Genomic DNA, 25,463 nt, shown 5'->3' with positions numbered 1-25,463 from the left:
TAAACCACCTCTATTCATCCGCGAGCCAGGTACGAAGGAGATTAACGAATTCGTCCGGTTTGCGTTTGGCCAGTGTTTCAAGATTTTTCCGAGCTTGGCTTTCATTATTTGCACTATCGAAATCAAGCGTTGGATATTCCACTTTTACCGGCGTGTTATCAATTTGAATCTCTTCTTCAATTACTTGCTGTTTACGTCTGCGTACCAGCATGACGATCAATCCTGCAATTAACGCCAGAGCCGCAACCCCAATACCAATTGCCCATGGAGTCGATAAGAAGCTGGATGCTGCATTCGTACTCGCTGTAACGAATGGCTGTGCAATAACTGAAACTTTCTTACCGATGAGAACGTCATCATTAACATCTTGACCGGAGTCAGCTAGCTGTGCTCGAACTAGAGCTGTCAAATAGGTTGTGATAGCTGTCGTAGTCGCCTCATCCATCTGTGTATCCGCAACCCCTATGCTGATGGACAAATCCTTAAGCAGATAAGGTGCAGATTCAATGGAGTTGTTAATACGGCTTGGCTCATAGTTGATAATGCTAGAGGTATCCTCAGATTCGCCTGTTGTGCTGTCAGTCGCTGTGTATCCGGGCACATCTGTTTCTCCAGTACCTGCAACTCCACCAGCAGCAGCACCTCCTGTTGTAGAAGTACTAGACTCACGCTGCTCACTTATAATAACTCCGTTATTATTGTTGTTCTCAAGCGGCCTAACAAGCTGCTCCTGTGTAACCTTCTTATCGAAGTTAAAGCTGCTCGCAACGCTGATAACAAGATTCTCTCCAACCATCGGCCCTAGGAACTGTTGAATATTCTTTCTCAATTCCGTCTCGTACTTACGTTGGATCTGGAACTGATTCTCCGCTGCGTCTGTTGCACCTGTAAGTGCTCCGCCAGCTTCAGAGGACAACATTTCTCCCTGCGGACTTGAAATTGTAATATTCTGGACTGCAAGCTTAGGAACCGCTGTTTTGACCAGATTGTAATAGCCATCAATTTCTTTTTGGGTCGGACGATAACCCGCAGTGAAGTTCATCATAATGGAGGCCGATGCTTGTTCTGTCTCTTCTGAAGTTAAGAACACCGACTCCTCCGGAAGATTGATCAGGACTTTTGAGCTTTGCACTCCCTGCATCCCGTTCAATAGCTGTTGAACTTCACCATTCAATGCGTTCAGGTACTTGACATTGAATTCATTCTCCGTCGTTCCGAATGTAGATGACCCTTCACTAAAAGCACCGAATCCAAGAGATCCATTCTGTACCAGCCCCTGAGAACCAACATCTACTTTAACGCGGGAAGCAACTGCTGTTGGTACGGAAATGCTTGAACCATTACCGCTGAGCTCATAAGGAATGCTGTTACCATCTAAGTAAGTCATTATTGCCGCTGCATCCGTTGTGTCTAGATTCTGAAAAGCAAGTTCATAATCTGTGCGCGTAAATATGTAAGTCAAAAGAATAATTGACAACAATAATACACCAATGGATGCCCCCAGCCCTATTTTTTGTTTTTTGCCCATTTGACTCCAGAACTGCGAAAGTCTCTGTCGATATTGGGCGATTCTCTCGTTCACGTTGTCACCTCACCCAAATTCTATGCTAGCTCTAAAGTAGAATTACACTTGCATCCGCATGATTTCTTGGTATGCCTCTACCATTTTGTTACGGACCTGTGAGGTAAGCTGTAGACTAAGCTGCGCTTGCTCAGAAGCGATTAGTACTTGTGAAACATCGACTTCTCCGATTAGAAACTTATCATTCATTTTATGTACGTTTTGTTCTTGCTCCGCAACACTATTCAGCGCCGTTTCCAGAAAAGAGCTGAATGATGAAGTAAACTCAGCTGGCGTTGTTTTTTGCGATTGGGCTGTTTCAAACATTCTGTTCGTGGGTAATACCTGATTAAGCTGCAATGGTTGAATCATAGATGCTCCTCCAAGTTTTTAATTATTTTCCGATTTCCAGTGCTTTAACGAACATTGCTTTTGACGCATTCAATGCCGTCACGTTCGCTTCGTAGGACCGCGTTGCAGAAATCATATCCACCATTTCTTTTGCAACGTCGACATTGGGCATATTTACATATCCATTAGCGTCTGCATCTGGGTGTGTCGGATTATATACAAGCTTGGTTGGTGTCTGATCTTCTACTATCTTAGTAGCTTTTACGCCCATAGCACTAGAATTACCCTGCATTTGATTGTTCAGTAGGTCCGAGAAGCTCTGCTGAGTAGGCTCAAGTACGACCATTTTTCTTTTGTAAGGTACAAATTGCCCATTTACGTAGCTAGCTCGAGTCGTTTCAGCATTAGCTATGTTAGAAGATATGGTATCCATTCTCAACCGTTGGGCGGTGAGTGCCGAGGCACTGGCATCAAAACCGCTAGAAATTTTCACTATTAGGCTCTCCCTTCGATTCCTGTACGAATCATTTTGACTTCATGACTAACTTGTTGAATATACAAGTTATAGCTTAATTGGTTTTTCGCAAGCAGCGACATTTCTCGATCAATATCGACATTGTTCCCATTGTTGTTCACGGTCGATGTCTCATCCGTAATCAACTGTGCAGAAGGACTTGAACCTGTACCCCCGATTGGGATATGTTTCTCATTCGTGCGCTTTCCTTTGAGTCCGCTGGAACTATTGCTTCCCATCTCTTGCTGCAGCAGCTGCTCGAATACAAGCTCTGAACGTTTGAAGTTAGGTGTGTCCGCGTTAGCGATGTTGTTAGAAACAACACTTTGGCGCATTTCCGCAGCCTGTACAGCACCTTCCAAACGTTGAAATGAAGCGCCGCTTAACAATTTCACTTGATCATTCACCGCTTTCAATTAGAGATCTAACTTTCTTATTCAACAGAATAAGGAGCAATCCTTCTTTCTTCGACACTTAATTATGAAAATTATGAGACCTGCTGTCGATATTTGCTGACATGTTAATATTCAACAATTACCTAATATATTACAATAAGAAAAAAGCCCTATCTTTGTTAGAAGATAGGGCGAAAGTCATACATAGATATAGCTTAGGATTTGTTTTTTTCCAATTCTTGAAGAAGCTGGTGATTTAGGATTTTGATGTATGTGCCTTTCATACCTAACGATCTAGTCTCAATGACACCAGCGCTTTCTAATTTACGAAGGGCATTAACAATTACAGAGCGTGTTATACCGACCCGATCCGCAATTTTGGATGCCACTAGCAAACCTTCCTTGCCTTCAAGCTCTTCAAATATATGCTCTACCGCTTCAAGCTCGCTGAAGGACAAAGACCCTATCGCAACCGATACGACTGCCCTGCTGCGAACCTCCTGCTCGATTTCATCAGCTCGCTCACGCAATATTTCCATACCAACAATTGTTGATCCATATTCAGCAAGAATAAGATCATCATCATCGAACGGACCGCTCTGACGAGTCAGTACAAGTGTGCCTAAGCGATCGCCGCCGCCTGTAATAGGCACCACCGTCATGATCTCCTGCTGACCGAGTGCAGGGATCTTCTCATATAGGCCAGGATCTGGCGATACATTCGTCATTGGCTCCTGCATATCCAGGAATAGATTGTTGCTTTCAGTAGGAAAACGGAGCTCTTCTGCAGATAGCGACCTTAGCGAATCATGGTCATACGGGTCTACTGCTGCTGATCCGAGAATTTTACCTTTTCGGCTCACTACGAACACATTCGTCTGGATCGTGCTGCATAGTACTTCTGCCATTTCTCTGAAATTCAACGCTTTTCCAGCCGCTCTTTGGAGCAGTCGGTTAAGTGTTCTTGTTTTTGTAAGTAAAGTCATGCCTAATCCTCCCAAAACTCATCACAACTACAATATATATTGACTTAGATCGCGGTTTTGCGCAATGCCTCCGACTTTTTCTCTAACATATTCCGGCGTGATTGTCATTTGATCTAGTGTAATATCTGGTGCCTCGAAGGACAGATCTTCAAGGAGCTTCTCTAGAATCGTATGAAGTCTGCGCGCACCGATATTCTCGGTGTTGCGATTCACATCCGCAGCGATAGAAGCAAGCTCCTTAATCGCATCATCAGAGAACTCGATCGTAATTCCTTCAGTCTGGAGAAGGGCAGCGTATTGCTTCGTCAATGCATTCTTCGGCTCCTTCAGAATACTAACGAAATCCTCAAGACTAAGAGAAGTCAGCTCTACCCGAATCGGAAATCTTCCTTGGAGCTCAGGAATCAGGTCCGAAGGCTTCGCCATATGAAACGCTCCAGCTGCTATAAAGAGAACGTAATCCGTTTTCACTGGACCATATTTGGTCATAACAGTCGAGCCCTCTACGATAGGCAATATATCACGCTGTACGCCTTCTCTAGATACATCAGGGCCGTTGCCGCGGGAAGGGCTTGCTATTTTATCAATTTCATCAATAAATATAATGCCGGATTGCTCCGCACGTGCCACTGATTCCGCAATGACCTCATCCATATTGATGAGCTTGTTAGCCTCTTCTTGTATCAACACTTTTCTAGCTTCTTTTACAGGCAGCTTGCGTTTCTTCGTTTTCTTCGGAAGGAGCTGTCCCAGCATTTCCTGCATATTCATCCCCATGCCTTCTGGCCCTTGTCCAGATAGCATGTCGAGCATGCTTGGCGTATTATCCTCTACTTCCACCTCAATGACTTCATTCTCGAGCTTACCTGCTGCCAGCTCCTCTTTTACTTTAGCGCGTTTCTGGACAATCGTCTGATCCTGCTCTGGCTGCTCAGTCTCTGCAGTCTCATTCTGCTGATTATTCCCAAACAGCATTTCGAATGGATTCTTATTGGATTTCTCCTTCACCTTCGACGGCACAAGGAGATTCATGAGTCGTTCATTAGCCAGCTTCTCAGCCTTATCCTGAACCTCTTCCGTTTTCTCTGCTTTCACCATACGAATAGCTGTTTCCACCAGGTCACGGACCATCGATTCTACGTCACGTCCAACATATCCGACCTCTGTAAATTTAGTTGCTTCTAATTTCACGAAGGGTGCTTTCACAAGCTTAGCGAGGCGACGAGCAATCTCCGTCTTGCCGACACCAGTAGGACCGATCATTAGAATGTTCTTCGGGACAATTTCATCACGCAATGTTTCGTCCAGCTTGCTTCTGCGGTATCGATTACGAAGTGCAATGGCAACAGATCGCTTAGCTTGCTTTTGACCAACAATATACTTATCCAGCTCTGCTACGATTTGACGGGGTGTTAATGCATCATTCACCATTTTCTATTCTCCCTTCGCTCATGAACCTATTTCTTCAACGATAATGTTATGGTTCGTATACACACAAATATCAGCAGCAACTTCAAGGGCAGAACGGGCAATATCCTTCGCATCCAGCTGTGGTGCGTGCTTCTGCAAAGCTCTTGCCGCTGCCAATGCGTAATTCCCGCCTGAGCCGATCGCCAGAATACCGTCGTCCGGCTCAATAATTTCTCCGTTACCCGAAATGAGCAGTAATCCCGTGTTATCCATAACAAGCATAAGTGCTTCCAGCTTACGAAGGATGCGATCAGAACGCCAGTCTTTGGCGAGCTCTACTGCCGCACGCTGCAGATTGCCATGATGCTCTTCAAGCTTTGCTTCAAATTTCTCGAATAATGTAATCGCATCCGCTACAGATCCAGCAAAACCGGCAATAACCTGACCACGATAAAGTCTGCGTACCTTTTTCGCTTTATTTTTCATAACGACGCTGTTCCCGAATGTAACTTGACCGTCTCCGGCTATAGCACCTTTACCCTCGTGTCGCACCGCGCAAATCGTGGTGGCGTGAAATTCCATATCCATCTCTTCGCCCTCCTTGCATATTTACGAAAATAATAATTGAATTACTACTCTTGTTTCTCAACCGCAAGATGATCAAAATGCTCTTGCTTGAACTGTTCGATCCCCGCCAATGCGCGATTCGCGATCATTTCATTCTTTTCCTTCTTACTGCGAATGCGTTTCTCAAGAGGTGGGAAAAGACCAAAGTTCGCGTTCATCGGTTGGAAATGTTTGAAATCCGCAGTTGTAATATAGTTAGCCATACTACCTAGCGTAGTATCAACAGGGAGCACAAGCGGCTCTAATCCACGTGCAAGCCTTCCCGCATTGAAGCCAGCAATAAGCCCAGACGCTGCTGATTCCACATAGCCCTCTACCCCTGTCATTTGACCAGCGAAAAAGAGCTTATCATTGTTTTTCAACTGATAAGTAGGCTGCATGACACGAGGTGAGTTAATGAAGGTGTTGCGATGCATGACGCCATAGCGTACGAACTCGGCATTCTCAAGTCCTGGTATGAGCTGGAACACACGCTTTTGCTCGCCCCACTTCAGGTGGGTCTGGAAGCCAACCAAGTTAAACAGCGTTCCGGCAGCGTTGTCCTGACGAAGCTGAATAACAGCATGCGGCAACTTGCCTGTATGCGGATTAACAAGCCCTACCGGCTTCATAGGCCCGAACAATACGGTCTGTTTGCCACGGCTAGCCATTACTTCTATTGGCATACAGCCCTCGAAATATACTTCCTTCTCGAACTCTTTGAGCTCAGCAGTCTCAGCAGTCGTTAATGCCTCATGGAATATCTCAAATTCCTCTTCAGTCATTGGACAGTTGAGGTACGCTGCTTCCCCTTTGTCGTAGCGAGAGGCGAGATACACCTTGCTCATATCGATGGAATCCTTCTCTACGATCGGTGCTGCTGCATCGTAGAAGTAAAAGTACTCTTCGCCCAGCAAGTCGCGAACCTGCGCGGACAAGGACGGTGCTGTAAGTGGTCCTGTCGCGATAATGACAATTCCGTCAGTTGGAATCTCGGTTACTTCCTCGTTGCGCACTTCAACGAGCGGATGCTCCCGCAGCAGGCGGGTCACATCTCCGGAGAATCCATCACGGTCAACTGCCAGCGCGCCCCCAGCGGGAACCGCATGGCGGTCAGCACAATCTAATATAAGAGAGTTAAGCTGTCTCATCTCTTCTTTTAGTACACCGACAGCATTGGTTAGTCCATTGGCACGGAGACTGTTGCTGCAGACGAGCTCTGCGAATTGATTGGTATGATGTGCCGGTGTTTTGGTCTCCGGACGCATTTCATAGAGAACGACAGGCACGCCTTGGGATGCGATCTGCCAAGCGGCTTCGCTCCCGGCCAAACCTGCGCCGATGACGGTTACTTTTTGATATTCTGACAATGTTATGACCTCCAATAATATACTGCCACAGCAGACAAAACACATTTGTCCTCCCTGTGCAGGGAGGACTAAGTTGAAGAACGTACGGCTTTCTTAAGCGTGCTCTTGCTCATCTTCCGGTAATTCCTCGGAATAGTCACAAGTTGGACATTGAAGCTTGCCGCCACTACGATTACGTTTCTCCACCAGCATACTGTCGCATTTCGAACACGGCTTAGCGGTCGGTTTGTCCCATGATACGTAATCACATGCCGGATAAGTGTCACATCCGTAGAAGATTCTTCCCTTTTTACTGCGACGCTCAATAATTTTACCTTCAGCGCATTTCGGACACGGAACACCGATGTCTTTGACAATTGGCTTCGTGTTCCGGCACTCAGGGAATCCGGAGCATGCGAGGAATTTGCCGAAGCGGCCCATTTTGTATACCAGATGACGTCCGCATTTCTCGCAAATCTCATCGGATACCTCGTCTTGGATTTCCACTTCCTTCATTTCTTCCTCAGCAACCTCAAGGCGTTTCTCGAAGGATTCGTAGAACTTGGCCAGAACCTTGACCCAATCCTCCTTGCCATCCTCTACATGGTCGAGATCTCCCTCCATGTTGGCGGTGAACTCTGCATTGAGAATTTCCGGGAAAAATTCCTCCATCAGCTGGATGACTAGATCGCCCAGCTCAGTCGGCATAAATTTCTTCTCTTCTATGGCTACATATCCGCGTTTCTGAATGGTTTCCAGAGTTGGCGCATACGTACTAGGTCTACCTATGCCAAGCTCCTCCAGCGTCTTAACAAGTCTCGCCTCCGTATAACGTGGCGGCGGCTGTGTGAAGTGCTGCTTCGGATCAATTGTCTCTGATTGAACGACATCACCAATGGTAAACGGCGGGAGGAATTTATGCTCTTCTTCCGTTCCGTCATCATTGCCCTCGACATATACCTTCATGAAGCCGGCAAATTTAATTTTGGAACCATTAGCACGGAAGGTCGCATCTCCAGACACTAAATCAACGGTCATCGTATCGAGTACCGCTGAGGACATTTGACTGGATATGAACCGCTCCCAAATTAATTTGTAGAGGCGCAGCTGATCACGGCTGACGAAGGGCTTCATCGATTCCGGATCACGAAGGATAGAAGTCGGACGAATCGCTTCATGGGCATCCTGTGCATTGCTGTTCTTCTTCGTATAGACACGAGGCTGCTCCGGATTGAATGGCGCACCGTATTTCTCCTCGATGTAAGCCTTCACTTCTTCCTGGGCGACGGGAGATATACGAGTCGAATCTGTTCTCATATAGGTGATTAGACCGACGGTACCTTCCTTGCCAAGCTCAACACCCTCATAGAGCTGCTGCGCGACAGACATGGTCTTCGATGCGCGAAAGCCCAGCTTACGGGCTGCCTCTTGCTGCAAGGAGCTCGTGATGAACGGAGGCGCTGGATTGCGAAGACGTTCCTTCTCTTTCACTTGAGAGACGGTGAACTTGTCACCGGACAATGCATCCAGAATAGCCTGCATCTCCTGTTCATTCCCAAGCTCCCGCTTCTCTCCGCTAATAGAGTGATATTTCGCTTCGAATGGCACTCCATTTTGTGTCAAGCGAGCCGTGATGGACCAATACTCCTCAGGGTTAAAAGCGTCTATCTCGTTATCTCTATCGATAATGAGCTTCACACAGACAGATTGAACGCGGCCTGCGGACAAGCCCTTCTTCACCTTTTTCCACAATAATGGACTAATTTTGTAGCCAACTAAACGATCAAGTATCCGTCTGGCTTGCTGTGCATTGACTAGATCCATATTGATTTTACGAGGCGTCTTGAATGCATCTTTGACCGCTTGCTTCGTAATTTCATTGAATACGACGCGGCAAGTGTCTGTCTCATCCAGCTCCAAATAATGCGCCAGATGCCAAGCAATTGCTTCCCCTTCGCGATCCGGATCGGCTGCGAGATAGACGTTTTTCACTTTTTTACTGGCGTCCTTAAGCTCTTTCAATATGGAGCCTTTACCACGAATGGTAATATATTTTGGTTGAAAATCATTTTCTACTTCGACGCCAATCTGACTTTTTGGCAAATCGCGAATATGACCCATCGAGGCTTTGACAATATATTTGCTGCCCAAATACTTCCCGATAGTCTTGGCTTTGGCCGGTGATTCGACGATTACTAGTGAATCTGCCATTTCAGGCGCCCCCTCTCTACCTTGCTATTTACAATGTTATATATAGTGATCCTGGCTGCTGCTCGATTTTCCGTTTTATACATAAATTTATCAGAAGTGCACTCAAAAGTCCAAACGGAATCGAGGTCCGTTGATGCAATTCATTAATGGTATGCGGGCGATCACGCAAAAGCTCGACTAATTTATGCTCTTCGGCAGTCAAGCTCATCTCCACAGCACTCTCGCCTAAAGGTTGCTTATTCCTCTGTGACATAATAGCAATAAGCTTATCTTGAAGCCGCCCATAATCTTCTATAATATGCTCTACCCGGCTTACCAGCTTAGCGCCTTGGCCAATCAGATCATTAGGCCCTTCGCTTTTGGGAGACGATATTGGTCCTGGAATTGCATATAAATTACGTGACATCTCTAGTGCTTGCCCTGCTGTAATGAGAGAACCGCTTCCTTTGGCTGCTTCAATAACGAGTGTTCCTAACGTAAGCCCTGCGATGATCCGATTCCTAAGCGGGAACATTCCCGGATGCAGGGAATAACCAATCGGTGTCTCTGACAGCAGCAAGCCTGTGCTAGAAATCTCTTGGTAAAGGGATCGATTCTCTGGAGGATAACAGGTATCAACCGGGCTTGCAAGCACAGCGATCGTGCCTCCCGCACCACGCAGCGCAGCTTCATGGGCTTTGCTGTCTATTCCTCTAGCAAGTCCACTGACAATAGTCATTCCATTCATCGCCAGCTGCTCCGCAAATTGTGTCGCCGTATGTCGGCCATATGCAGTCGGATTCCTCGTTCCTACTATAGCTATTGAAGGACGATACAGCAATTCCACTCTACCAAGCGCATAAAGCACCCAAGGAGGCTGTGGAATCTCGGACAGGTATTCCGGATACTCCGGATCGAAGCGCGTAATGACGGATGCTCCAAGGTCCTTAGCACGCTGGTAAGACGAATCCGCTTGATCAAAGGGTTCATTCAATCGCCTTGCGGCGGATTGAGCTTGTGCACGCTGGAAGCCTATTGCTAGCAAGTCCGCCTCGCTAATGCTGCCCATCAGCTTCCAAGCCTCGAATGAAACCGCCTTCTGTATCGTATGCCACCCGATACCTGGCAGCTCGTGCAATACAATAATCATTTGCCTACATTGTATATGATTAAGATTCATAAGACCTACCCTCTTCCATAGATGGGTTCGGCCTGCATTCCTTCCTATTGTGCGTTACATGGCAAAAGAATGCAAGTCGACCTGACATATTCATAAAAAAAAGCAACCTCCCAATGACCCTGAGGGCCTTTGAAAGGTTGCTTACCTTATCGTTCCAATCTATTTAACAGCTACAGTCGTACATTTCTCCAGCAAGCCTTGCTCTTCTAGAACTGAGACCAGTGTCGATCCCATGTCTGATGGCGTTGGAGCAACTTTTATCCCACATGCTTCAAGCGTTGCAATTTTCTCAGCTGCTGTACCTTTACCGCCGGAGATAATTGCGCCCGCATGACCCATACGTTTGCCTGGAGGCGCTGTTGCGCCGCCAATGAAGCCAACAACCGGCTTCTTCATGTTCGCTTTGATCCACTCAGCAGCTTCTTCTTCCGCTGTTCCGCCGATTTCACCGATCATAATGACCGCATAGGTTTCTGGATCTTCATTGAACAGATTCAGAATGTCGATGAACTCAGAGCCTTTAACCGGGTCGCCGCCGATGCCTACTGCCGAAGATTGGCCAATGCCGCGAGTCGTGAGCTGGTGAACTGCCTCATAAGTGAGTGTTCCGGAACGGGATACTACACCTACATGGCCTTTTGTATGAATGTATCCTGGCATAATGCCGATTTTACATTCATCAGGTGTAATAACGCCTGGGCAGTTAGGACCGATTAGAGTCGTTTTGCTGCCTTCCATATAGCGTTTCACTTTAACCATATCAAGTACTGGAATTCCTTCTGTGATACAGATAACAAGCTCAAGACCTGCGTCTACTGCTTCCAGAATGGAGTCAGCCGCGAATGCCGGCGGTACATAAATAACCGATGCTGTTGCGCCTGTAGCAGCTACTGCTTGTCCTACTGTATTGAATACCGGCAGGGAAACGACAGAGCCGTTCTCCAGGGTAATGTCAACATTCGTGCCGCCTTTGCCTGGAGTTACGCCGCCAACCATCTGCGTGCCGTATTCCAATGCGCCTTTCGTGTGGAACAGACCAGTTGCGCCTGTAATCCCTTGCGTGATGACTTTTGTATCTTTATTGACCAAAATGCTCATCGAATCTCACATCCCCGTTAATGAATTCGTACGCGTATTTATTTCACGAGAGCGACAATTTTTTGTGCGCCGTCTGACATAGAGTCCGCCGCTACAATGTTCAGTCCCGATTCGTTCAACATTTTTTTGCCAAGATCGACGTTTGTTCCTTCAAGTCTTACAACAAGCGGACGGTCCAGACCAAGCTCTCTAGCTGCTGCAATAACACCATCAGCAATAACATCACAACGCATGATGCCACCGAAAATGTTAACGAAGATTCCTTTTACATTCTCATCGGACAAGATGATTTTGAATGCTTCAGTAACTTTCTCTTTCGTAGCACCGCCCCCTACGTCAAGGAAGTTGGCAGGGTCTCCGCCGTAATATTTGATAATATCCATAGTCGCCATTGCAAGGCCAGCACCATTAACCATACAACCGATGTTGCCGCCAAGGGCAATATAGCTCAGGTCATATTTCGATGCTTCGATTTCTTTGGCATCTTCTTCTTCAAGGTCACGAAGAGCAACGATGTCTTTGCGGCGGTACAATGCGTTCGAATCGAAATTCAGCTTCGCATCAAGCGCCATAACATTGCCGTCGCCTGTAACGACAAGCGGATTGATCTCTGCGATCGAGCAGTCTTTCTCCACGAAAGCTGTGTACAGAGCAATCATGAATTTAACCGTTTTGTTAATCAGTTCATTAGGAATATTGATAGCGTAAGCAAGTTTGCGGGCTTGGAACACTTGAAGTCCAATCGCAGGATCGATAACTTCTTTGAAGATCTTTTCCGGTGAATGCTCAGCAACTTCTTCAATCTCAGTGCCGCCTTCTTCCGAAGCCATCATGACAACACGGCCTGTATCACGGTCTACAACAACACCAACATAATATTCTTTCTTAATGTCGCAGCCTTGTTCGATAAGCAAGCGCTTAACTTCTTTGCCTTCAGGACCAGTCTGGTGAGTGACAAGCACTTTACCGAGAATTTCGGAAGCGTATGCACGAACCTCATCCAGGTTTTTCGCAACTTTAACGCCGCCGGCTTTACCGCGTCCACCTGCATGGATTTGAGCTTTAACCACTACTACTGGTGTGCCCAGTGATTGTGCAGCTTCTACAGCTTCCTCAACGGAAAAAGCTACTTTACCTTCTGGAACTGCTACTCCGTACTGTCTTAGGACCTCTTTACCTTGATACTCATGGATATTCATTGTTGAAATCCTCCATTTCATAGACTGAATACAGTCATATGTACACAAACCTTAATTATTGTAGCATCTTTCCCCCGATATTTCGACCCTCTCGGTTTCGGTTTTTTGATATGGATTTGATCTCAAATTGAGATTAAACGACATACTACGCGACCTATTATGCCCAAAAAACGGTACAATACATGCTGATTATTATATAAATTGACAATTATACTAAGCATCATCTATCATTGCGTTAACGAAAAAAATACATAGATGAATCAGGACGAGAGGAAGCACCTTCATCCCATTATTGGAGGTGCTCTTTGTTATGTTCAGTTTAATGCGCAGCAGCACAGTGTATGGTGTCGAGGGCAAAAGCATATCCGTCGAGGTGGACATTGCGAGCGGGCTTCCTCAAATAACCGTAGTTGGTCTGCCAGATCCAGCCGTTCGCGAATCGGTAGAGCGGGTACGCGCTGCAATTAAAAATAGCGGATTCAAGTTTCCTATGGACCGAATTACAGTCAATCTCGCTCCAGCCGATCTTCGCAAGGAAGGCACAGCCTTTGATCTGGCGATAGCTGCCGGGATATTAACTGCCAGCGGGCAGTTGGACGGCAAACCATTCGAACATGTGATGCTTATCGGCGAGCTTTCACTAAATGGACAGGTCAAGCCTGTACCTGGTGTTCTCTCTATGATGGAGGAAGCGAAAAGGAGCGGAATTCAGAAGGTACTCTTGCCTCTAGCTAATGCGAAGGAAGCTGCTTGGATTAATCATATGGAGCTGTTCGCGATTACAGATCTGAGAGACCTGCTGCCCAATGACAGGGAATATCGCGGGGATTGGGAGCATATTCGCTTCCACCCGGATCGAAGCCTGCATGGCCTAAATGGGGACATAAGCAGCAGCATGAACAGAATGCTGGATGCAGATGATAGTATCGGTGACTACAGTGATGTAATTGGGCAGTTCCAGGCCAAACGAGCTTTATTAATCGCTGCTGCTGGCAATCATAACCTCCTATTCTCGGGTCCTCCAGGAACTGGGAAGACGATGATGATTCGCCGTCTGCCTGGCATTCTTCCTCCACTTACGGAAGAGGAAGCTCTAGAAGTAACGAAAATTTACAGCGCTGCTGGAAAACTTTCTACGGAGGCTAAGGGACTGATCCAAAGCCCTCCCTTCCGTGCGCCGCACCATACGATTTCCGCAGGAGGCCTCATCGGAGGCGGGTCAGTTCCTAAGCCAGGAGAAGTTACTCTTGCCCACCGTGGCCTGCTGTATTTGGACGAGCTGCCTGAGTTCTCCAGACAAGTTCTTGAAGTGCTGCGGCAGCCTCTTGAGGATGGCATAGTGACCATAGCCCGCTCGAAAGCGGTATTCCATTTCCCTGCGAATCTTATGCTCGCTGCCTCCTTCAATCCTTGCCCTTGTGGCTATGCTGGGCATGAGACGACTGAGAAAAGATGCGTCTGCAGCGATTCTGTTATCGCAAGATACCGGTCACGATTATCAGGACCGCTCCTTGATCGGATCGATATCCAGCTTGAAATTCCTCGTCCAGTCCATAATGGTATCGAAGAAGATAAATTATCAGCCATGAGCTCATTTGAAATGCGTCAGCAGGTGCTGGCAGCTAGAGCTCAGCAGCAGCAACGACACTTGGACCTTGGCCTGCGCACGAATGCCCGATTGTCCGGTGCTCCACTACGTCAATCTATTCTACTGAAGCAGGATGCCCTTTTGCTGCTCGAGAATGCTCTCCAAGTGTTCAACATCAGCATGCGAGCCTATGACCGGATTCTAAGACTATCACGCACCATCGCCGATGTAGAAGGCAGCGAAACCGTGGAAGCCGAGCATGTTGCAGAAGCTATTCAATATCGCAGGTTGGATTTATAGATGTCCAAAGTCAGATCTGTTGCACCGATCGCCTATAGAGAAAGAAGCCAATCCGCAATTGGATTGACTTCTTTTTTGTTGCCAAAAAATACTTCGGGCTTACTGCCCCGCAGCAACCTCATACTAGAATGCCGCTTCTATATGCTTCAGCTCTTCGATGGTTCCCTTGCGGTCTATTGTTATCGCAATCACATCGAATCTCAATGGCCGTTCAGACGATTGACGCATACGCAAATACACTTGTGCCGTAGCCGCCACCTGCTGCTGCTTGCGACGGTCAACCGATTCAACTGCCGTCCCGAACCTTCCACCAGCACGTCTAGCCCTTACCTCTACAAATACTAACAAGCCATCGTATTCAGCAATAATATCAAGTTCGCCCGTTCGGCAGCGCCAATTGCGCTCGACAATGATATAGCCTGCCTGTTCCAAATAGCTGAAAGCTGCTGACTCCCCGAGCTGCCCTGTCTGCCGCCTTCCATCTACTCTCAACTGCTGTATAGAGGCTGACTTATTCTCTTCTTCATTCTTCATCCCAGTCCCTCGCTTTACGATCAGAACGATAGACGAAGCTTAATATTTCGGCTACTAGTGTATACAGCTCAGGAGGAATAGATTGATCAATATCGAGCTTAGACAGCACCTCAACTAATGATGAGTCCTCTTGGACTGGGATGTCATGCTCCGAGGCTTTCTCCAATATTAGATCAGCAACATGCCCTTTGCCCTTGGCAACAACGACCGGGGAGGTGTTCTCACCGGGTTCATATTTGAGAGCCACTGCTTTGCGAACCACTGAGGGCTGCTTTCCATTGTTCTGATTCATATCCGATAATCGACTCCTTTGTAACGGGTCGATGAGAATGGCACAGGACTCGGAAGCTTGGGCTTGTCTTCACCTTGAGATTCACTTGCTTGTACGCTCTCCTCCCCTTTCATAATCGGTGTTGACCGAAGCGACAATAGCTGATAACCGGCTTGATTCAAGCTCTCGGCAATCTCAACTCTTGAGGAATCCGTAAGTGTCCCTATTGCAGGATGATTATTCCATAAAGTCAGACTAACGATTTTGTCCATCACATTCACATCAACGATCGTCTCGCCTAAGGTTTTCATCGATAAATTAAATAATAGCCTGCAGTTGTCAGCATCTAGCTCTCCTCGGCGGCCTCTTCTTGTCTGAATGTGAATAGAAGCCGTCTGATTGCCATCAGGTCCATTAAGCGGAACATACATCGTCAGATGCGTGAACATAGCCCCGTTCCGTTCGGGTGTCAGCAATAGCTGTTGTCCTGTAATTTGTTGAATAAGCTGCTGTGCAGTCTCTCGCAGCGCTGGGGATGCATCATTAGATGTTGTAAGACTTAGTAACAGACTTTTGAGCGATTCCTGAACGACTGGCTTACCGTCATCCAGAATGGGGGAGTGCTCAAGCGCATGCTGCATGACAGCTTGCGAATCCTGTTGAACCCGCTCTAACGATTGCCTCACATCACCCAGACCATTCGTTGTTGGAGCAGCCGCAGTGTGAGCAGGCAGAACGGGCTGATTGCCTACGCGATTCTCTCCTTGATTAGGAGCACGTCCTACCGAGCCCTCCACACGCGCTTCGCCATCTTTTACTAATGACAAGTCCTGCAGCGGTTGAGGCTGTTGAGGCTGTACGGTTGGCGGAACAGGCTTAGCCGCGTTCGCTGCCGTGAACTGCTTCGACAATTGATTCTCATAGTCGACACCGAGCCATTTCATGAACTGGCCTAGCCAGTTCGGTGAACCTCCCGCAGCAGCTGGTGGACGGGCGCCAGCTGCTGCCGTCTGCTCCGATGCGTCCGCTGCTGCGGCAACAGTCGCTGCTGCTGGCATTGCAGCTGCCTTGCCCGCGGCAGCCGCCTCACCGCTAGCGCCTGCGGGCAGAGCCTGCGCTTGCGCAGCTGCCTGTGGAGCCGCCGCCGCGCTGGCGGCTCCGCCAGCCGCTCGCGCCCCAGGCTCGCCGCCCTCGGCTGCCGAGCGCAGCAGCGCCGCGCCTTCGGCAAGCAGCACCTGCAGCCTTGCTGCCAGCTGTGGCAGCGCCTTCGCAGCGCTGTCGCCCGCTTCAGGCGCATCGGCGCCGCTGGCGCTAACAGCCGCAAGCTGCTGCTGCAGCGTATCAAGCAGTTCGTGCGCAGCGCGCCCAAACATAACCTGCTGCAGCGCGCCTACCGTAGCGCCAGTCATCGGCAGCCCCCGCTTAACACCAGCGGCGGCCGCCTGCATCCATTGCTCAGCATCCGCGCCCTGAGGCATTACGCTCGCTGCCTGCTTGAAGCTCTGCGCAGCTTCACGAGTGAAGCTGAAGCCCTCCTTGCGCAAATCCTTAACGAGCTCTCCTGCCCATTTCTGATCCGGCAAACCAAGCAGCTTCATCCATTCCTTCACCATATCATCTGGCAGAGCGCCAGCTGCATTAGGATCCATTTGCTTCAAAATAATAAGACTCCCGTTCGATTGCGGCTGCACCTGCAGTATAGCAGATTGTCCTACTTGCAATGGCAATTCCAGCTGAGCCCTTACCTGAACACCATTTATTTGAACAACTGCTTCATTATTATCCATCATCTGCAGGATGACGCCACGGACAACCTGTCCAGCCTTCAGCTCCATGACGCGCGTATCACTGCTCGTGGATTCGCCAAGCAGGCTTCTTACCATTTGTCCAATATTCACCTGATCACCCGCTTCCCTCATACATCCGATAAATTCCCACGTTAATCGTTATCCTATTTATCGGTTGCAAGTTCCCGGCATTTAAGAACGCTTTGCAGTTTTTTAATCTGCTGCTAGGATAACCATTGAATCTCAGTCGCGTTCAGCATCAATTGAAGCATCAAAAAAAGATCCACCTACAGAGCGTGGACCTTCTTTCTCATCTATCCTATTTAAAATAGTAAAAGTTCCTGTTGTTCTGCAAACAGCTTACCGAGAAAAGAACGACGATGCAGCGGGCTAGGCCCATATTCTAGCAGCCTTTCCCGGTGCAGCTTCGTTGCATAGCCCTTATGTATTGCAATGCCGTAAGCAGGATACAGCAGCTCCCATTCGTTCGCGCAGAGCCTGTCTCGCGTAACCTTCGCCATGATGGAGGCAGCAGCAATCGATTGGCTTGTCGCATCCCCTTTAATGATGGCTGCCTGCGGAAGCGGTAGATCTACCTTCTCCGCGTCCACGAGCAAATAATCCGGAGGCACATCAAGAGCAGCAATCGCCAGCTTCATCGCCAGCCTAGAAGCCTGCTTAATATTGATTCGATCAATTGTCTCCGCATCAACCCTTGCTACTGCCCAAGCAACACTTTGCTCGGCAATGACATCATAGAGCTCATTCCGCTTTTTCTCAGATAGCTTCTTGGAATCATTAACCCCTTCGAGAATGAGCTGCGGAGGCAGAATTACCGCTCCTGCAACGACATCCCCGAACAGACAGCCTCTTCCTACCTCATCAACACCAGCGATCGACTTATAGCCTTCGCCCCACAAGCTTTCCTCATATGCAAGCATGTCTGCTACTCCTTCGGCTTATGGCTGCCAGCCGCTGCTGGAAAAGGAGCTTCCAAAGAAATCCGCCCAAGCTTACCTGCACGCATTTCTCTAAGAATAATGCCGGATGCCTTCTCTAGATTAACATGACCTCCACTTACGAGACAGCCTCTTTTACGCCCGATTTCTTCCATAATTCGAACGATTTCATCTGAATCTGATATATCCTTCGGATCAAAATCCAGCTCGAAGCGCTCCTTCACAGAAGGCCAATAGCGCTCAGCAAGCTCACGTACAGCGAAGAATGCAATATCTTCAATGTTCAGAACCTGCTCCTTAATCGCACCCGTCATAGCCAGACGATAACCGACAAGCTCATCATCGAACTTCGGCCAGAGAATACCAGGAGTATCAAGCAGATCCATTTCTGTACCGATCTTGATCCACTGTTGACCCTTCGTCACACCCGGGCGATCACCAGTAATAGCAATACTTCGACCTGCTAGCCGATTAATAAGGGTTGACTTGCCGACGTTCGGGATGCCCACAATGAGTCCACGAACCGCGCGAGGGTTAATACCTTTGGAAATTTGACGATTGATCTTCTCATGCAGCAGCTCTTTTGCTTTCATAGGAATTTCATTAATCTTCGTTCCCGTGTAGGAATCAACTGCAACGCATTCATGACCCTCGTACTTGAAAAACTCCATCCACTGCTCTGTTACACGCGGATCTGCCAAATCTGATTTATTCAATACGATTAGCCTTGGCTTACCGCCTAATACTTCATCCACCATAGGATTACGACTCGATAGCGGAATACGCGCATCCAACAGCTCAATGGCAATATCGATTAGTTTCAGCTTGTCTTGTATTTGCCGTCTTGCCCGGGTCATATGACCGGGAAACCATTGAATGGTCATTTCCTCACCTCATTCATTACCAAGCTAATGCTTAATAAAACTCAATTTGTTCAGCGGCCAAAAAATAACGTCAGCCCGTCCGATCAGCTCATCCTCAGATACGTACCCGATATCACGGCTGTCTTGGCTGTTGTCCCGATGATCGCCCATTGCGAATATTTTACCTTCTGGCACCGTCGTTTCCGTCACCTTGTCGTTAGGGAAATTGGACGTTGGCGTATTATTAGCATTGTACAGGATGCCTTCGGCATGAGCCGCTTCGACTGCTTCCTTAATATAAGGCTCGTCGATCTTCTCACCGTTCACATAGACATCATCGCCATCAACCTTTATTGTGTCCCCAGGAAGGCCAATCACTCGTTTAATGAAATCTCTGCCTTGATCTGGTACGTGGAACACAACAACCTCTCCACGCTCTGGTTCACGGATTTTGTACAAAATTTTATTCACGATAAGCCGCTCAGCGGTTTCGAAATTCGGCTCCATGGAGGGTCCTTCTACAATAAATGGAGAGAACAGGAACGTTCGGATAACGAATACGAGAAGCACCGCTATTGCAAGCGCCTTGATCCATTCTACTATTTCCTTATATGCTCGTCCGCCATTGTTGTTCTTACTCGGTGGCGTAGGCAGAGACTTCTCGGACTCCTCCGAATGAAGCTCGCTTGCCAATTCATCATTTCGCTGTTGAGCGTCCATCCATTACGCCTACTTTCTATCTGTTGTGCATGTTCGTTAGCTTACTTGCGAAAATAACGAAAAGGAGCTTGTTTGCGCAAGCCCCTCTTGTCGTTTGATCTTAACGAATTTCTTTAATTCTTGCAGCTTTACCGCGTAGTTCGCGAAGGTAGTACAGTTTCGCGCGACGTACTTTACCACGGCGAGCCACATCGATTTTGTCGATTTTAGGCGAGTTAAGCGGGAAAGTTCTTTCCACACCAACACCGTAAGAAATTTTACGTACCGTAAACGTTTCGCTGATGCCGCCGCCGCGACGTTTGATTACAACGCCTTCGAAAAGCTGGATCCGCTCACGTGTTCCCTCGATAACTTTAACGTAGACTTTCAACGTGTCACCTGGACGGAAGTTAGGAAGGTCTTGACGAAGTTGTTCTTGAGCAATCGTTTGTAAAAGATTCATCTGGGTATCACTCCTTCCACATAGATGTTCTTAATAGCTCTCCATGCTCCTCTGAGCCGGGTCATTGCTATTAGCGGACCATCCGACTAATACGTACAACATTAGAAATTTTAACATATCACACCGTATAATACAACCTATTTTTATCAATCTCTCACTGGATTTGCATTCTATACCCATATACCACATAGTATAACCCTTTATACGAATAAACTTACCTCTTATATCCCTAACAAAAAAGGGATCTCCTCTCACCGGCCACACAGTCGGCGTATAGGAGTCCCTTTCTTTATGTCTGCTTACGCCTCGCTGCCAGCCATTTGCGCTCTTTATCGGTAAGCTCAGCCTTCTCCAGCATATCTGGGCGGCGCTGCAGCGTACGCAGCAGAGATTGCTCACGACGCCATGCTTCAATGTTGCTGTGATGGCCTGACATAAGCACCTCTGGCACTTCCCAATCCCGAAACACTTGAGGCCTAGTATAGTGTGGATATTCGAGCAAGCCCGTACTATAAGAATCCGTTACGGCAGAGGTTTCATTGCCAAGTACGCCCGGCAGCAGCCGCACAACACTATCAATAACCGTCATAGCTGGAATCTCTCCGCCAGTCAGTACATAATCCCCGATCGACAGCTCATCCGTCACTAGATGCTCGCGGATACGCTCATCATAGCCTTCGTAATGGCCGCAGATCAGAATCAAATGCTCCTCTTTGGATAGCTCCTCAGCTTTACGCTGAGTGAACGATTCCCCTTGTGGACACATGAGAACGATGCGTGGTCGGCTTCCTTCAGAAGTCTTTGCCATGAGATCCTCCACAGCAGAGAATACCGGCTCGGCCTTCAATACCATGCCGCCACCGCCGCCATAGGGGTAATCATCAACTGTGTTGTGCTTATTGTTCGAGTAAGCGCGGAAGTTAATCGCTTCTAACGATACAATGCCTTTATCCTTCGCTTTTCCCAGTATGCTCGCTCCGAATACGCCATCGAACATCTCGGGGAATAACGTCAATACGTCGATTCTCATCGTGCTAGATCAGCCCTTCCATTAACCGTACCGTTACCTTCTTGCTCTCAACATCCACATTAAGGATGACATCATCAATGACAGGCAGCAGAATTTGCTTGCCCTTCGGCTTCACACGTTCTACTACCCATACATGATTCGCTCCTGGGCTCAATATTTCTGATATCGTCCCAAGCTCTTCACCATCCTCGGTAACAGCCAAGCAGCCGATAATCTCATGATAGTAGTATTCACCTTCATCCAGATCAGCCAGATCAGCTTCGGATACCTTCAGCAGCCACCCTTTATACTTCTCAACCTCATTAATATCATTGAAGCCTTTGAATTTCACATAAAATAGCCCCTTTTGCTCGCGGGTGGCGACAATTACAACCGATAATTGCTGTTTGCCATCCTCACTCTGCAAGGAGAGGGTATTACCTACAGCAAATCTCACATCAGAGAAGTCTGTCTGGGGCAATATTTTCAAGTCTCCGCGCAAACCGTGCGTATTCACAACCTTGCCGACAGTGAACCATTTGTTGCTCATTTATGTATCAACCCTTTGCTTATATGTACGAAAAAGGGCTAGGACATTCATCCTAACCCTACTTCGTATGCATTTTTTAAGATATGATGTCTACGATGACACGCTCTTGCGACTTGACGGAAGCGGATGTTACGACTGTCCGCATCGCTTTCGCGATGCGTCCCTGCTTGCCGATTATTTTACCGATATCATCAGTATGAACCGAAAGCTCGTAAACCGTGCCGCGATCGTCTGTCTTCACATTCACGTGCACATCCTCTGGATGATCCACTAACGCCTTTGCGATGACAAGAATTAAATCTTTCATTTCAAGGCCCTCCGCTGTTCAACAGTTATTTCTGTTGCTTAAGCTCATGGAACTTTTTCAGGACACCTGCTTTGGAAAGCAAGTCGCGAACGGTATCAGAAGCTTGTGCTCCTGTTTGCAACCATTTCAATGCTTTCTCTTCGTCGATGCTTACTTGAGCCGGTTGTGCAACCGGGTTGTAAGTACCGATTTCTTCGATAAAGCGACCGTCACGTGGGGAACGGGAGTTGGAAACAACTACGCGATAGAAAGGCGCTTTGTGAGCACCGATGCGTTTCAAACGAATACGTACTGCCATGAAATTCACCTCCTTCAACTAATCAACTTCAAATCCTTCAAGCTATATGCAACAGGTTAGCCGAACGGGAACTTCATCCCTTTTCCGAGCATACCCTTTAATCCTTTTTTACCGCCTTTTGGACCTTTGGGACCCATCATCGACGAGAATTGCTTCATCATTTTGCGCATATCATCGAACTGCTTGATCAGTCGATTCACTTCAGCTACCGATGTACCACTGCCTGTTGCAATCCGTTTGCGACGGCTGTGATTCATAATTTCCGGCTTTTGCTTCTCATCCTTCGTCATCGAGCGAACAATCGCTTCAACACGTCCGATCTGCTTCTCGTCAACCTTCATATCCTTGACGCCCTTCATCTTGTTCATGCCGGGCAGCATATCCATCAGTTGATCAATTGGACCTAGATTACGAACCTGCTCCATCTGCTCCAGGAAATCATCGAATGTGAATTCGGCATTGCGCATTTTGCGCTCCATCTCCGCCGCCTTCTCTGTATCAATGTTAGCTTGGGCTTTCTCGATGAGTGAGAGCATATCTCCCATTCCGAGAATCCGTGAAGCCATCCGGTCTGGATGGAACGGCTCGAGTGAGTCAATCTTCTCACCCATTGCTGCGAACTTGATCGGTTTGCCGGTTACTGCCTTAACAGACAGCGCCGCGCCACCTCTCGTATCGCCGTCGAGCTTCGTCAGCACCACACCTGTAAGGTCGAGCTGCTCGTGGAAGCTCTGAGCGACGTTCACGGCATCTTGTCCAGTCATCGCGTCGACGACCAGCAGCACTTCATCCGGTGAGGTATGCTGGTGAATTAGTTTCAATTCCTCCATCAGCGCCTCGTCAATATGAAGACGGCCAGCCGTGTCGATAATAACATAGTCGTTGCCGTTATCCTTGGCATGCTGCAAGCCAGCCCGTGCAATCTCAACCGGTGAAGTCTGATCTCCTAAGGAGAAGACCGGAGCATTAATCTGCTCTCCCAGCACCTGAAGCTGCTTGATTGCCGCAGGACGATAAATATCTCCCGCGATAAGCAGCGGCTTATGATTGCCTTTCTGAAGCAGCTTGGCCAATTTGCCGGATGTCGTTGTTTTACCTGCGCCCTGCAAGCCCACCATCATAATGACGGTTGGTGGCTTATTCGCTTTGGCAAGCTTGCTCTGCGTGCCGCCCATCAGCTCTGTCATTTCTTTATTGACGATATCAATAATGACCATGCCAGGCGTGAAGCTCTTCGACACATCCAGACCAAGCGCCTTTTCTTTCACTTTGGCGATAAAATCTTTGACGACTTTAAAGTTAACGTCTGCCTCGAGCAGCGCAAGCCGTACTTCGCGCATTGCTTCGTTTACGTCATCTTCCGTTACTTTGCCTTTGCCTCTCAGCTTGCTGAACACATTTTGCAATCGGCTCGTCAAGCTCTCAAATGCCGCCATGATCCATCACCTCCGTCATCACCGTTTGTTCTGTCGTTATCAATTGTTCAATGACTGCAAGCAGTCTATGTTTCGCTTGGTCGTCTATAGGCAGGTCCGTCACAGTCTGCTCTAGCTCCGCGGCAAGCTGCTGCATCGTTTCGTGCTTCACCAGCAGCTTCAGCTTGCTCTCGTAGCTCTCAAGCACTTGTTCGGCCCGCTTCACATGCTCGTACACCGCTTGCCGGCTAATGCCGGACTCAGCTGCGATCTCACCGAGCGAGAAGTCATCGTGAAAATAATATTTCAAAAAGGTCCGCTGTTTCTCAGTGAGCAGCGGCTCATAGAAGTCAAAGAGTAAGTTGATTCTTGTCATCTTGGCAAGAGCATCTGGTTCATTTGCATTCATCCCTTTTGCTCCTTCCATCTGTCAAGCGTCAAGGTAAATCCCTTTACAGCATTACAACGTCTTTTATCATACACGAAGACGAATGCCACTGTCAAGCTTTACTCCTTGTCACCTTGCAAGCGGTCTTCTTGCTCCGCTTTTTGGATCAGCCCAGCGAATAAAGCATGAACGAATTGCTCGGAATCGAACTCTTGCAGATCCGTCATTTTCTCACCGAGACCAACCAGCTTAACTGGTAAATTAAGCTCATTGCGGATTGCAATGACGATACCGCCCTTAGCTGTGCCATCCAGCTTCGTCAAGACAAGGCCTGTAACGCCGCTCTTCTCTCCGAACAGCTTGGCTTGGCTTAATGCATTCTGTCCAGTCGTTGCATCGAGCACGAGCAATACCTCATGCGGAGCATCTGGAATTTCACGCTGGATAACACGGAATATTTTGTTCAGCTCCTCCATCAGGTTGGACTTGTTCTGCAGACGGCCTGCTGTGTCGCAGAGCAATATATCAACGCCACGCTGCTTCGCCGCTTGAACGGCGTCGAACATAACCGCTGCTGGATCAGAGCCCGATTGCTGCTTAATAACGTCTACACCGACACGCTGTCCCCACACTTCAAGCTGCTCAATAGCCCCTGCGCGGAAAGTGTCACCTGCGGCGAGAAGGACGCTCTTGCCTTCACTCTTGAACTTATGCGCCAGCTTGCCGATCGTAGTTGTCTTGCCAACGCCATTAACCCCTACGAACAAAATAACGGTGATGCCGCTCTTCGACATTTGCAGTCCGGGGTTGTTCTCCCCTTTGAGCAGTCCTATCAGCTTCTCGGACAAGACCGGCTGCAGATCAGCCGCGTCTTCGATCTTCTGCTTCTTCACCTCTACACGAAGCTCATCAATCAGCTTCATCACCGTATTGACGCCAACATCGGCGCCAATCAAGATTTCCTCCAGCTCCTCGTAGAACTCCTCGTCGATTTTTTTGCGGCGAGTAATAAGTTCCTCAACCTTTTCGACGATAGCTGCGCGAGTCTTGGTTAATCCCTCTTTGAATATATTCGTGACCGCTTCCGTTTTGGAAGAGATGCTTTCCTTCAGCTTTTTGAAAAAACTCATCTTCTCACACTTCCTCTATCCTATTGTTGTGCCTTATTATATCGCTTTATTACCAATAAAGCA

The 25,463-nt window shown here is 48.0% G+C and carries 27 protein-coding genes; 1 reads left to right on the top strand and 26 read right to left on the bottom strand.

The features are described 5' to 3' along the window. Window positions 1-10 precede the first annotated feature (10 nt). From fliF to sucC, 12 genes are all read right to left on the bottom strand, one after another. A complete protein-coding gene (fliF, locus tag AC6ESP_RS04330) occupies window positions 11-1,582 on the bottom strand; it encodes a flagellar basal-body MS-ring/collar protein FliF (RefSeq protein ID WP_497095457.1) in 1,572 nt (523 codons plus the stop codon). 42 nt (window positions 1,583-1,624) lie between these two features. Beyond that, the gene (fliE, locus tag AC6ESP_RS04325) at window positions 1,625-1,933 is read right to left on the bottom strand and encodes a flagellar hook-basal body complex protein FliE (protein WP_497095456.1); all 309 of its coding nucleotides are present in this window, start codon (window positions 1,931-1,933) and stop codon (window positions 1,625-1,627) included. A gap of 22 nt (window positions 1,934-1,955) precedes the next feature. Continuing rightward, window positions 1,956-2,405, bottom strand: a complete 450-nt coding sequence (flgC, locus tag AC6ESP_RS04320) for a flagellar basal body rod protein FlgC (RefSeq protein WP_497095455.1) — start codon at window positions 2,403-2,405, stop codon at window positions 1,956-1,958. A gap of 2 nt (window positions 2,406-2,407) precedes the next feature. Beyond that, window positions 2,408-2,821, bottom strand: coding sequence for a flagellar basal body rod protein FlgB (flgB, locus tag AC6ESP_RS04315; protein WP_497095619.1), 414 nt, complete (start codon window positions 2,819-2,821; stop codon window positions 2,408-2,410). Between the two features lie 215 nt (window positions 2,822-3,036). Then, entirely contained in the window at window positions 3,037-3,807 is a 771-nt protein-coding gene (codY, locus tag AC6ESP_RS04310; RefSeq protein ID WP_497095454.1) for a GTP-sensing pleiotropic transcriptional regulator CodY, read from the bottom strand. Between the two features lie 27 nt (window positions 3,808-3,834). Beyond that, window positions 3,835-5,238 (bottom strand): ATP-dependent protease ATPase subunit HslU, encoded by a 1,404-nt coding sequence (hslU, locus tag AC6ESP_RS04305; RefSeq protein WP_497095453.1) that lies wholly within the window; start codon window positions 5,236-5,238, stop codon window positions 3,835-3,837. Window positions 5,239-5,256: 18 nt separating this feature from the next. Beyond that, window positions 5,257-5,805 (bottom strand): ATP-dependent protease subunit HslV, encoded by a 549-nt coding sequence (hslV, locus tag AC6ESP_RS04300; protein WP_497095452.1) that lies wholly within the window; start codon window positions 5,803-5,805, stop codon window positions 5,257-5,259. 44 nt (window positions 5,806-5,849) lie between these two features. After that, window positions 5,850-7,193, bottom strand: a complete 1,344-nt coding sequence (gene trmFO, locus AC6ESP_RS04295) for an FADH(2)-oxidizing methylenetetrahydrofolate--tRNA-(uracil(54)-C(5))-methyltransferase TrmFO (RefSeq protein WP_497095451.1) — start codon at window positions 7,191-7,193, stop codon at window positions 5,850-5,852. A 93-nt stretch (window positions 7,194-7,286) separates the two neighbouring features. Then, window positions 7,287-9,383, bottom strand: coding sequence for a type I DNA topoisomerase (gene topA, locus AC6ESP_RS04290; protein WP_497095450.1), 2,097 nt, complete (start codon window positions 9,381-9,383; stop codon window positions 7,287-7,289). A gap of 28 nt (window positions 9,384-9,411) precedes the next feature. Beyond that, complete coding sequence (gene dprA / locus AC6ESP_RS04285) at window positions 9,412-10,542, bottom strand: DNA-processing protein DprA (RefSeq protein WP_497095449.1); 1,131 nt, start codon at window positions 10,540-10,542, stop codon at window positions 9,412-9,414. 159 nt (window positions 10,543-10,701) lie between these two features. Further along, a complete protein-coding gene (gene sucD, locus AC6ESP_RS04280; RefSeq protein WP_497095448.1) occupies window positions 10,702-11,640 on the bottom strand; it encodes a succinate--CoA ligase subunit alpha in 939 nt (312 codons plus the stop codon). A gap of 38 nt (window positions 11,641-11,678) precedes the next feature. Continuing rightward, window positions 11,679-12,839, bottom strand: a complete 1,161-nt coding sequence (sucC, locus tag AC6ESP_RS04275) for an ADP-forming succinate--CoA ligase subunit beta (protein WP_497095447.1) — start codon at window positions 12,837-12,839, stop codon at window positions 11,679-11,681. 310 nt (window positions 12,840-13,149) lie between these two features. Between sucC and AC6ESP_RS04270 the strand changes: the two genes are divergently transcribed. After that, window positions 13,150-14,727, top strand: a complete 1,578-nt coding sequence (locus AC6ESP_RS04270; RefSeq protein WP_497095446.1) for a YifB family Mg chelatase-like AAA ATPase — start codon at window positions 13,150-13,152, stop codon at window positions 14,725-14,727. A gap of 123 nt (window positions 14,728-14,850) precedes the next feature. Here AC6ESP_RS04270 and AC6ESP_RS04265 read toward each other — a convergent pair whose 3' ends face one another. The 14 genes from AC6ESP_RS04265 to ftsY form a co-directional block, all read right to left on the bottom strand. After that, complete coding sequence (locus tag AC6ESP_RS04265) at window positions 14,851-15,261, bottom strand: YraN family protein (RefSeq protein WP_497095445.1); 411 nt, start codon at window positions 15,259-15,261, stop codon at window positions 14,851-14,853. Further along, window positions 15,251-15,553, bottom strand: coding sequence for an EscU/YscU/HrcU family type III secretion system export apparatus switch protein (locus AC6ESP_RS04260; RefSeq protein ID WP_497095444.1), 303 nt, complete (start codon window positions 15,551-15,553; stop codon window positions 15,251-15,253). Before AC6ESP_RS04260 ends, AC6ESP_RS04265 begins: the two co-directional genes overlap by 11 nt. After that, the gene (locus tag AC6ESP_RS04255) at window positions 15,550-17,451 is read right to left on the bottom strand and encodes a TP0910 N-terminal domain-containing protein (protein ID WP_497095443.1); all 1,902 of its coding nucleotides are present in this window, start codon (window positions 17,449-17,451) and stop codon (window positions 15,550-15,552) included. The genes AC6ESP_RS04260 and AC6ESP_RS04255 overlap by 4 nt, the downstream gene beginning before the upstream one ends. Before the next feature lie 191 nt (window positions 17,452-17,642). Beyond that, window positions 17,643-18,260 carry a ribonuclease HII gene (gene rnhB / locus AC6ESP_RS04250; protein ID WP_497095442.1) on the bottom strand — a complete coding sequence of 206 codons (618 nt, stop codon included), beginning with the start codon at window positions 18,258-18,260 and terminating at the stop codon, window positions 17,643-17,645. Window positions 18,261-18,265: 5 nt separating this feature from the next. Beyond that, the gene (gene ylqF, locus AC6ESP_RS04245) at window positions 18,266-19,162 is read right to left on the bottom strand and encodes a ribosome biogenesis GTPase YlqF (protein ID WP_497095441.1); all 897 of its coding nucleotides are present in this window, start codon (window positions 19,160-19,162) and stop codon (window positions 18,266-18,268) included. Between the two features lie 24 nt (window positions 19,163-19,186). Then, a complete protein-coding gene (gene lepB, locus AC6ESP_RS04240) occupies window positions 19,187-19,861 on the bottom strand; it encodes a signal peptidase I (RefSeq protein WP_497095440.1) in 675 nt (224 codons plus the stop codon). Window positions 19,862-19,961: 100 nt separating this feature from the next. After that, window positions 19,962-20,303 (bottom strand): 50S ribosomal protein L19, encoded by a 342-nt coding sequence (gene rplS / locus AC6ESP_RS04235; RefSeq protein WP_497095439.1) that lies wholly within the window; start codon window positions 20,301-20,303, stop codon window positions 19,962-19,964. A 289-nt stretch (window positions 20,304-20,592) separates the two neighbouring features. Then, window positions 20,593-21,333, bottom strand: coding sequence for a tRNA (guanosine(37)-N1)-methyltransferase TrmD (gene trmD / locus AC6ESP_RS04230; RefSeq protein ID WP_497095438.1), 741 nt, complete (start codon window positions 21,331-21,333; stop codon window positions 20,593-20,595). Between the two features lie 4 nt (window positions 21,334-21,337). Further along, complete coding sequence (rimM, locus tag AC6ESP_RS04225; RefSeq protein ID WP_497095437.1) at window positions 21,338-21,862, bottom strand: ribosome maturation factor RimM; 525 nt, start codon at window positions 21,860-21,862, stop codon at window positions 21,338-21,340. Between the two features lie 76 nt (window positions 21,863-21,938). Further along, complete coding sequence (locus AC6ESP_RS04220; RefSeq protein ID WP_497095436.1) at window positions 21,939-22,169, bottom strand: KH domain-containing protein; 231 nt, start codon at window positions 22,167-22,169, stop codon at window positions 21,939-21,941. A gap of 25 nt (window positions 22,170-22,194) precedes the next feature. Then, window positions 22,195-22,467, bottom strand: coding sequence for a 30S ribosomal protein S16 (rpsP, locus tag AC6ESP_RS04215; protein ID WP_387751333.1), 273 nt, complete (start codon window positions 22,465-22,467; stop codon window positions 22,195-22,197). Between the two features lie 56 nt (window positions 22,468-22,523). Next, window positions 22,524-23,903, bottom strand: a complete 1,380-nt coding sequence (gene ffh, locus AC6ESP_RS04210; protein WP_497095435.1) for a signal recognition particle protein — start codon at window positions 23,901-23,903, stop codon at window positions 22,524-22,526. Further along, window positions 23,890-24,291 (bottom strand): YlxM family DNA-binding protein, encoded by a 402-nt coding sequence (gene ylxM / locus AC6ESP_RS04205; protein WP_497095434.1) that lies wholly within the window; start codon window positions 24,289-24,291, stop codon window positions 23,890-23,892. Before ylxM ends, ffh begins: the two co-directional genes overlap by 14 nt. A 98-nt stretch (window positions 24,292-24,389) precedes the next feature. Beyond that, entirely contained in the window at window positions 24,390-25,400 is a 1,011-nt protein-coding gene (gene ftsY / locus AC6ESP_RS04200; protein ID WP_497095433.1) for a signal recognition particle-docking protein FtsY, read from the bottom strand. Window positions 25,401-25,463: the final 63 nt, after the last annotated feature.

This window comes from Paenibacillus xinjiangensis (genome assembly GCF_059686975.1).
This window is presented reverse-complemented; position numbering and strand designations above follow the sequence as displayed.

Bases quoted from the DNA above. Each gene is read 5' to 3' on its own strand.
- fliE (WP_497095456.1), bottom strand. From the start codon at position 1,933: ATGATTCAACCATTGCAGCTTAATCAGGTATTACCCACGAACAGAATG.
- codY (WP_497095454.1), bottom strand. From the start codon at position 3,807: ATGACTTTACTTACAAAAACAAGAACACTTAACCGACTGCTCCAAAGA.
- hslU (WP_497095453.1), bottom strand. From the start codon at position 5,238: ATGGTGAATGATGCATTAACACCCCGTCAAATCGTAGCAGAGCTGGAT.
- hslV (WP_497095452.1), bottom strand. From the start codon at position 5,805: ATGGATATGGAATTTCACGCCACCACGATTTGCGCGGTGCGACACGAG.
- topA (WP_497095450.1), bottom strand. From the start codon at position 9,383: ATGGCAGATTCACTAGTAATCGTCGAATCACCGGCCAAAGCCAAGACT.
- dprA (WP_497095449.1), bottom strand. From the start codon at position 10,542: ATGAATCTTAATCATATACAATGTAGGCAAATGATTATTGTATTGCAC.
- sucD (WP_497095448.1), bottom strand. From the start codon at position 11,640: ATGAGCATTTTGGTCAATAAAGATACAAAAGTCATCACGCAAGGGATT.
- sucC (WP_497095447.1), bottom strand. From the start codon at position 12,839: ATGAATATCCATGAGTATCAAGGTAAAGAGGTCCTAAGACAGTACGGA.
- AC6ESP_RS04270 (WP_497095446.1), top strand. From the start codon at position 13,150: ATGTTCAGTTTAATGCGCAGCAGCACAGTGTATGGTGTCGAGGGCAAA.
- AC6ESP_RS04265 (WP_497095445.1), bottom strand. From the start codon at position 15,261: ATGAAGAATGAAGAAGAGAATAAGTCAGCCTCTATACAGCAGTTGAGA.
- AC6ESP_RS04260 (WP_497095444.1), bottom strand. From the start codon at position 15,553: ATGAATCAGAACAATGGAAAGCAGCCCTCAGTGGTTCGCAAAGCAGTG.
- AC6ESP_RS04255 (WP_497095443.1), bottom strand. From the start codon at position 17,451: ATGAGGGAAGCGGGTGATCAGGTGAATATTGGACAAATGGTAAGAAGC.
- rnhB (WP_497095442.1), bottom strand. From the start codon at position 18,260: ATGCTTGCATATGAGGAAAGCTTGTGGGGCGAAGGCTATAAGTCGATC.
- ylqF (WP_497095441.1), bottom strand. From the start codon at position 19,162: ATGACCATTCAATGGTTTCCCGGTCATATGACCCGGGCAAGACGGCAA.
- lepB (WP_497095440.1), bottom strand. From the start codon at position 19,861: ATGGACGCTCAACAGCGAAATGATGAATTGGCAAGCGAGCTTCATTCG.
- rplS (WP_497095439.1), bottom strand. From the start codon at position 20,303: ATGAATCTTTTACAAACGATTGCTCAAGAACAACTTCGTCAAGACCTT.
- trmD (WP_497095438.1), bottom strand. From the start codon at position 21,333: ATGAGAATCGACGTATTGACGTTATTCCCCGAGATGTTCGATGGCGTA.
- rimM (WP_497095437.1), bottom strand. From the start codon at position 21,862: ATGAGCAACAAATGGTTCACTGTCGGCAAGGTTGTGAATACGCACGGT.
- AC6ESP_RS04220 (WP_497095436.1), bottom strand. From the start codon at position 22,169: ATGAAAGATTTAATTCTTGTCATCGCAAAGGCGTTAGTGGATCATCCA.
- rpsP (WP_387751333.1), bottom strand. From the start codon at position 22,467: ATGGCAGTACGTATTCGTTTGAAACGCATCGGTGCTCACAAAGCGCCT.
- ffh (WP_497095435.1), bottom strand. From the start codon at position 23,903: ATGGCGGCATTTGAGAGCTTGACGAGCCGATTGCAAAATGTGTTCAGC.
- ylxM (WP_497095434.1), bottom strand. From the start codon at position 24,291: ATGAATGCAAATGAACCAGATGCTCTTGCCAAGATGACAAGAATCAAC.
- ftsY (WP_497095433.1), bottom strand. From the start codon at position 25,400: ATGAGTTTTTTCAAAAAGCTGAAGGAAAGCATCTCTTCCAAAACGGAA.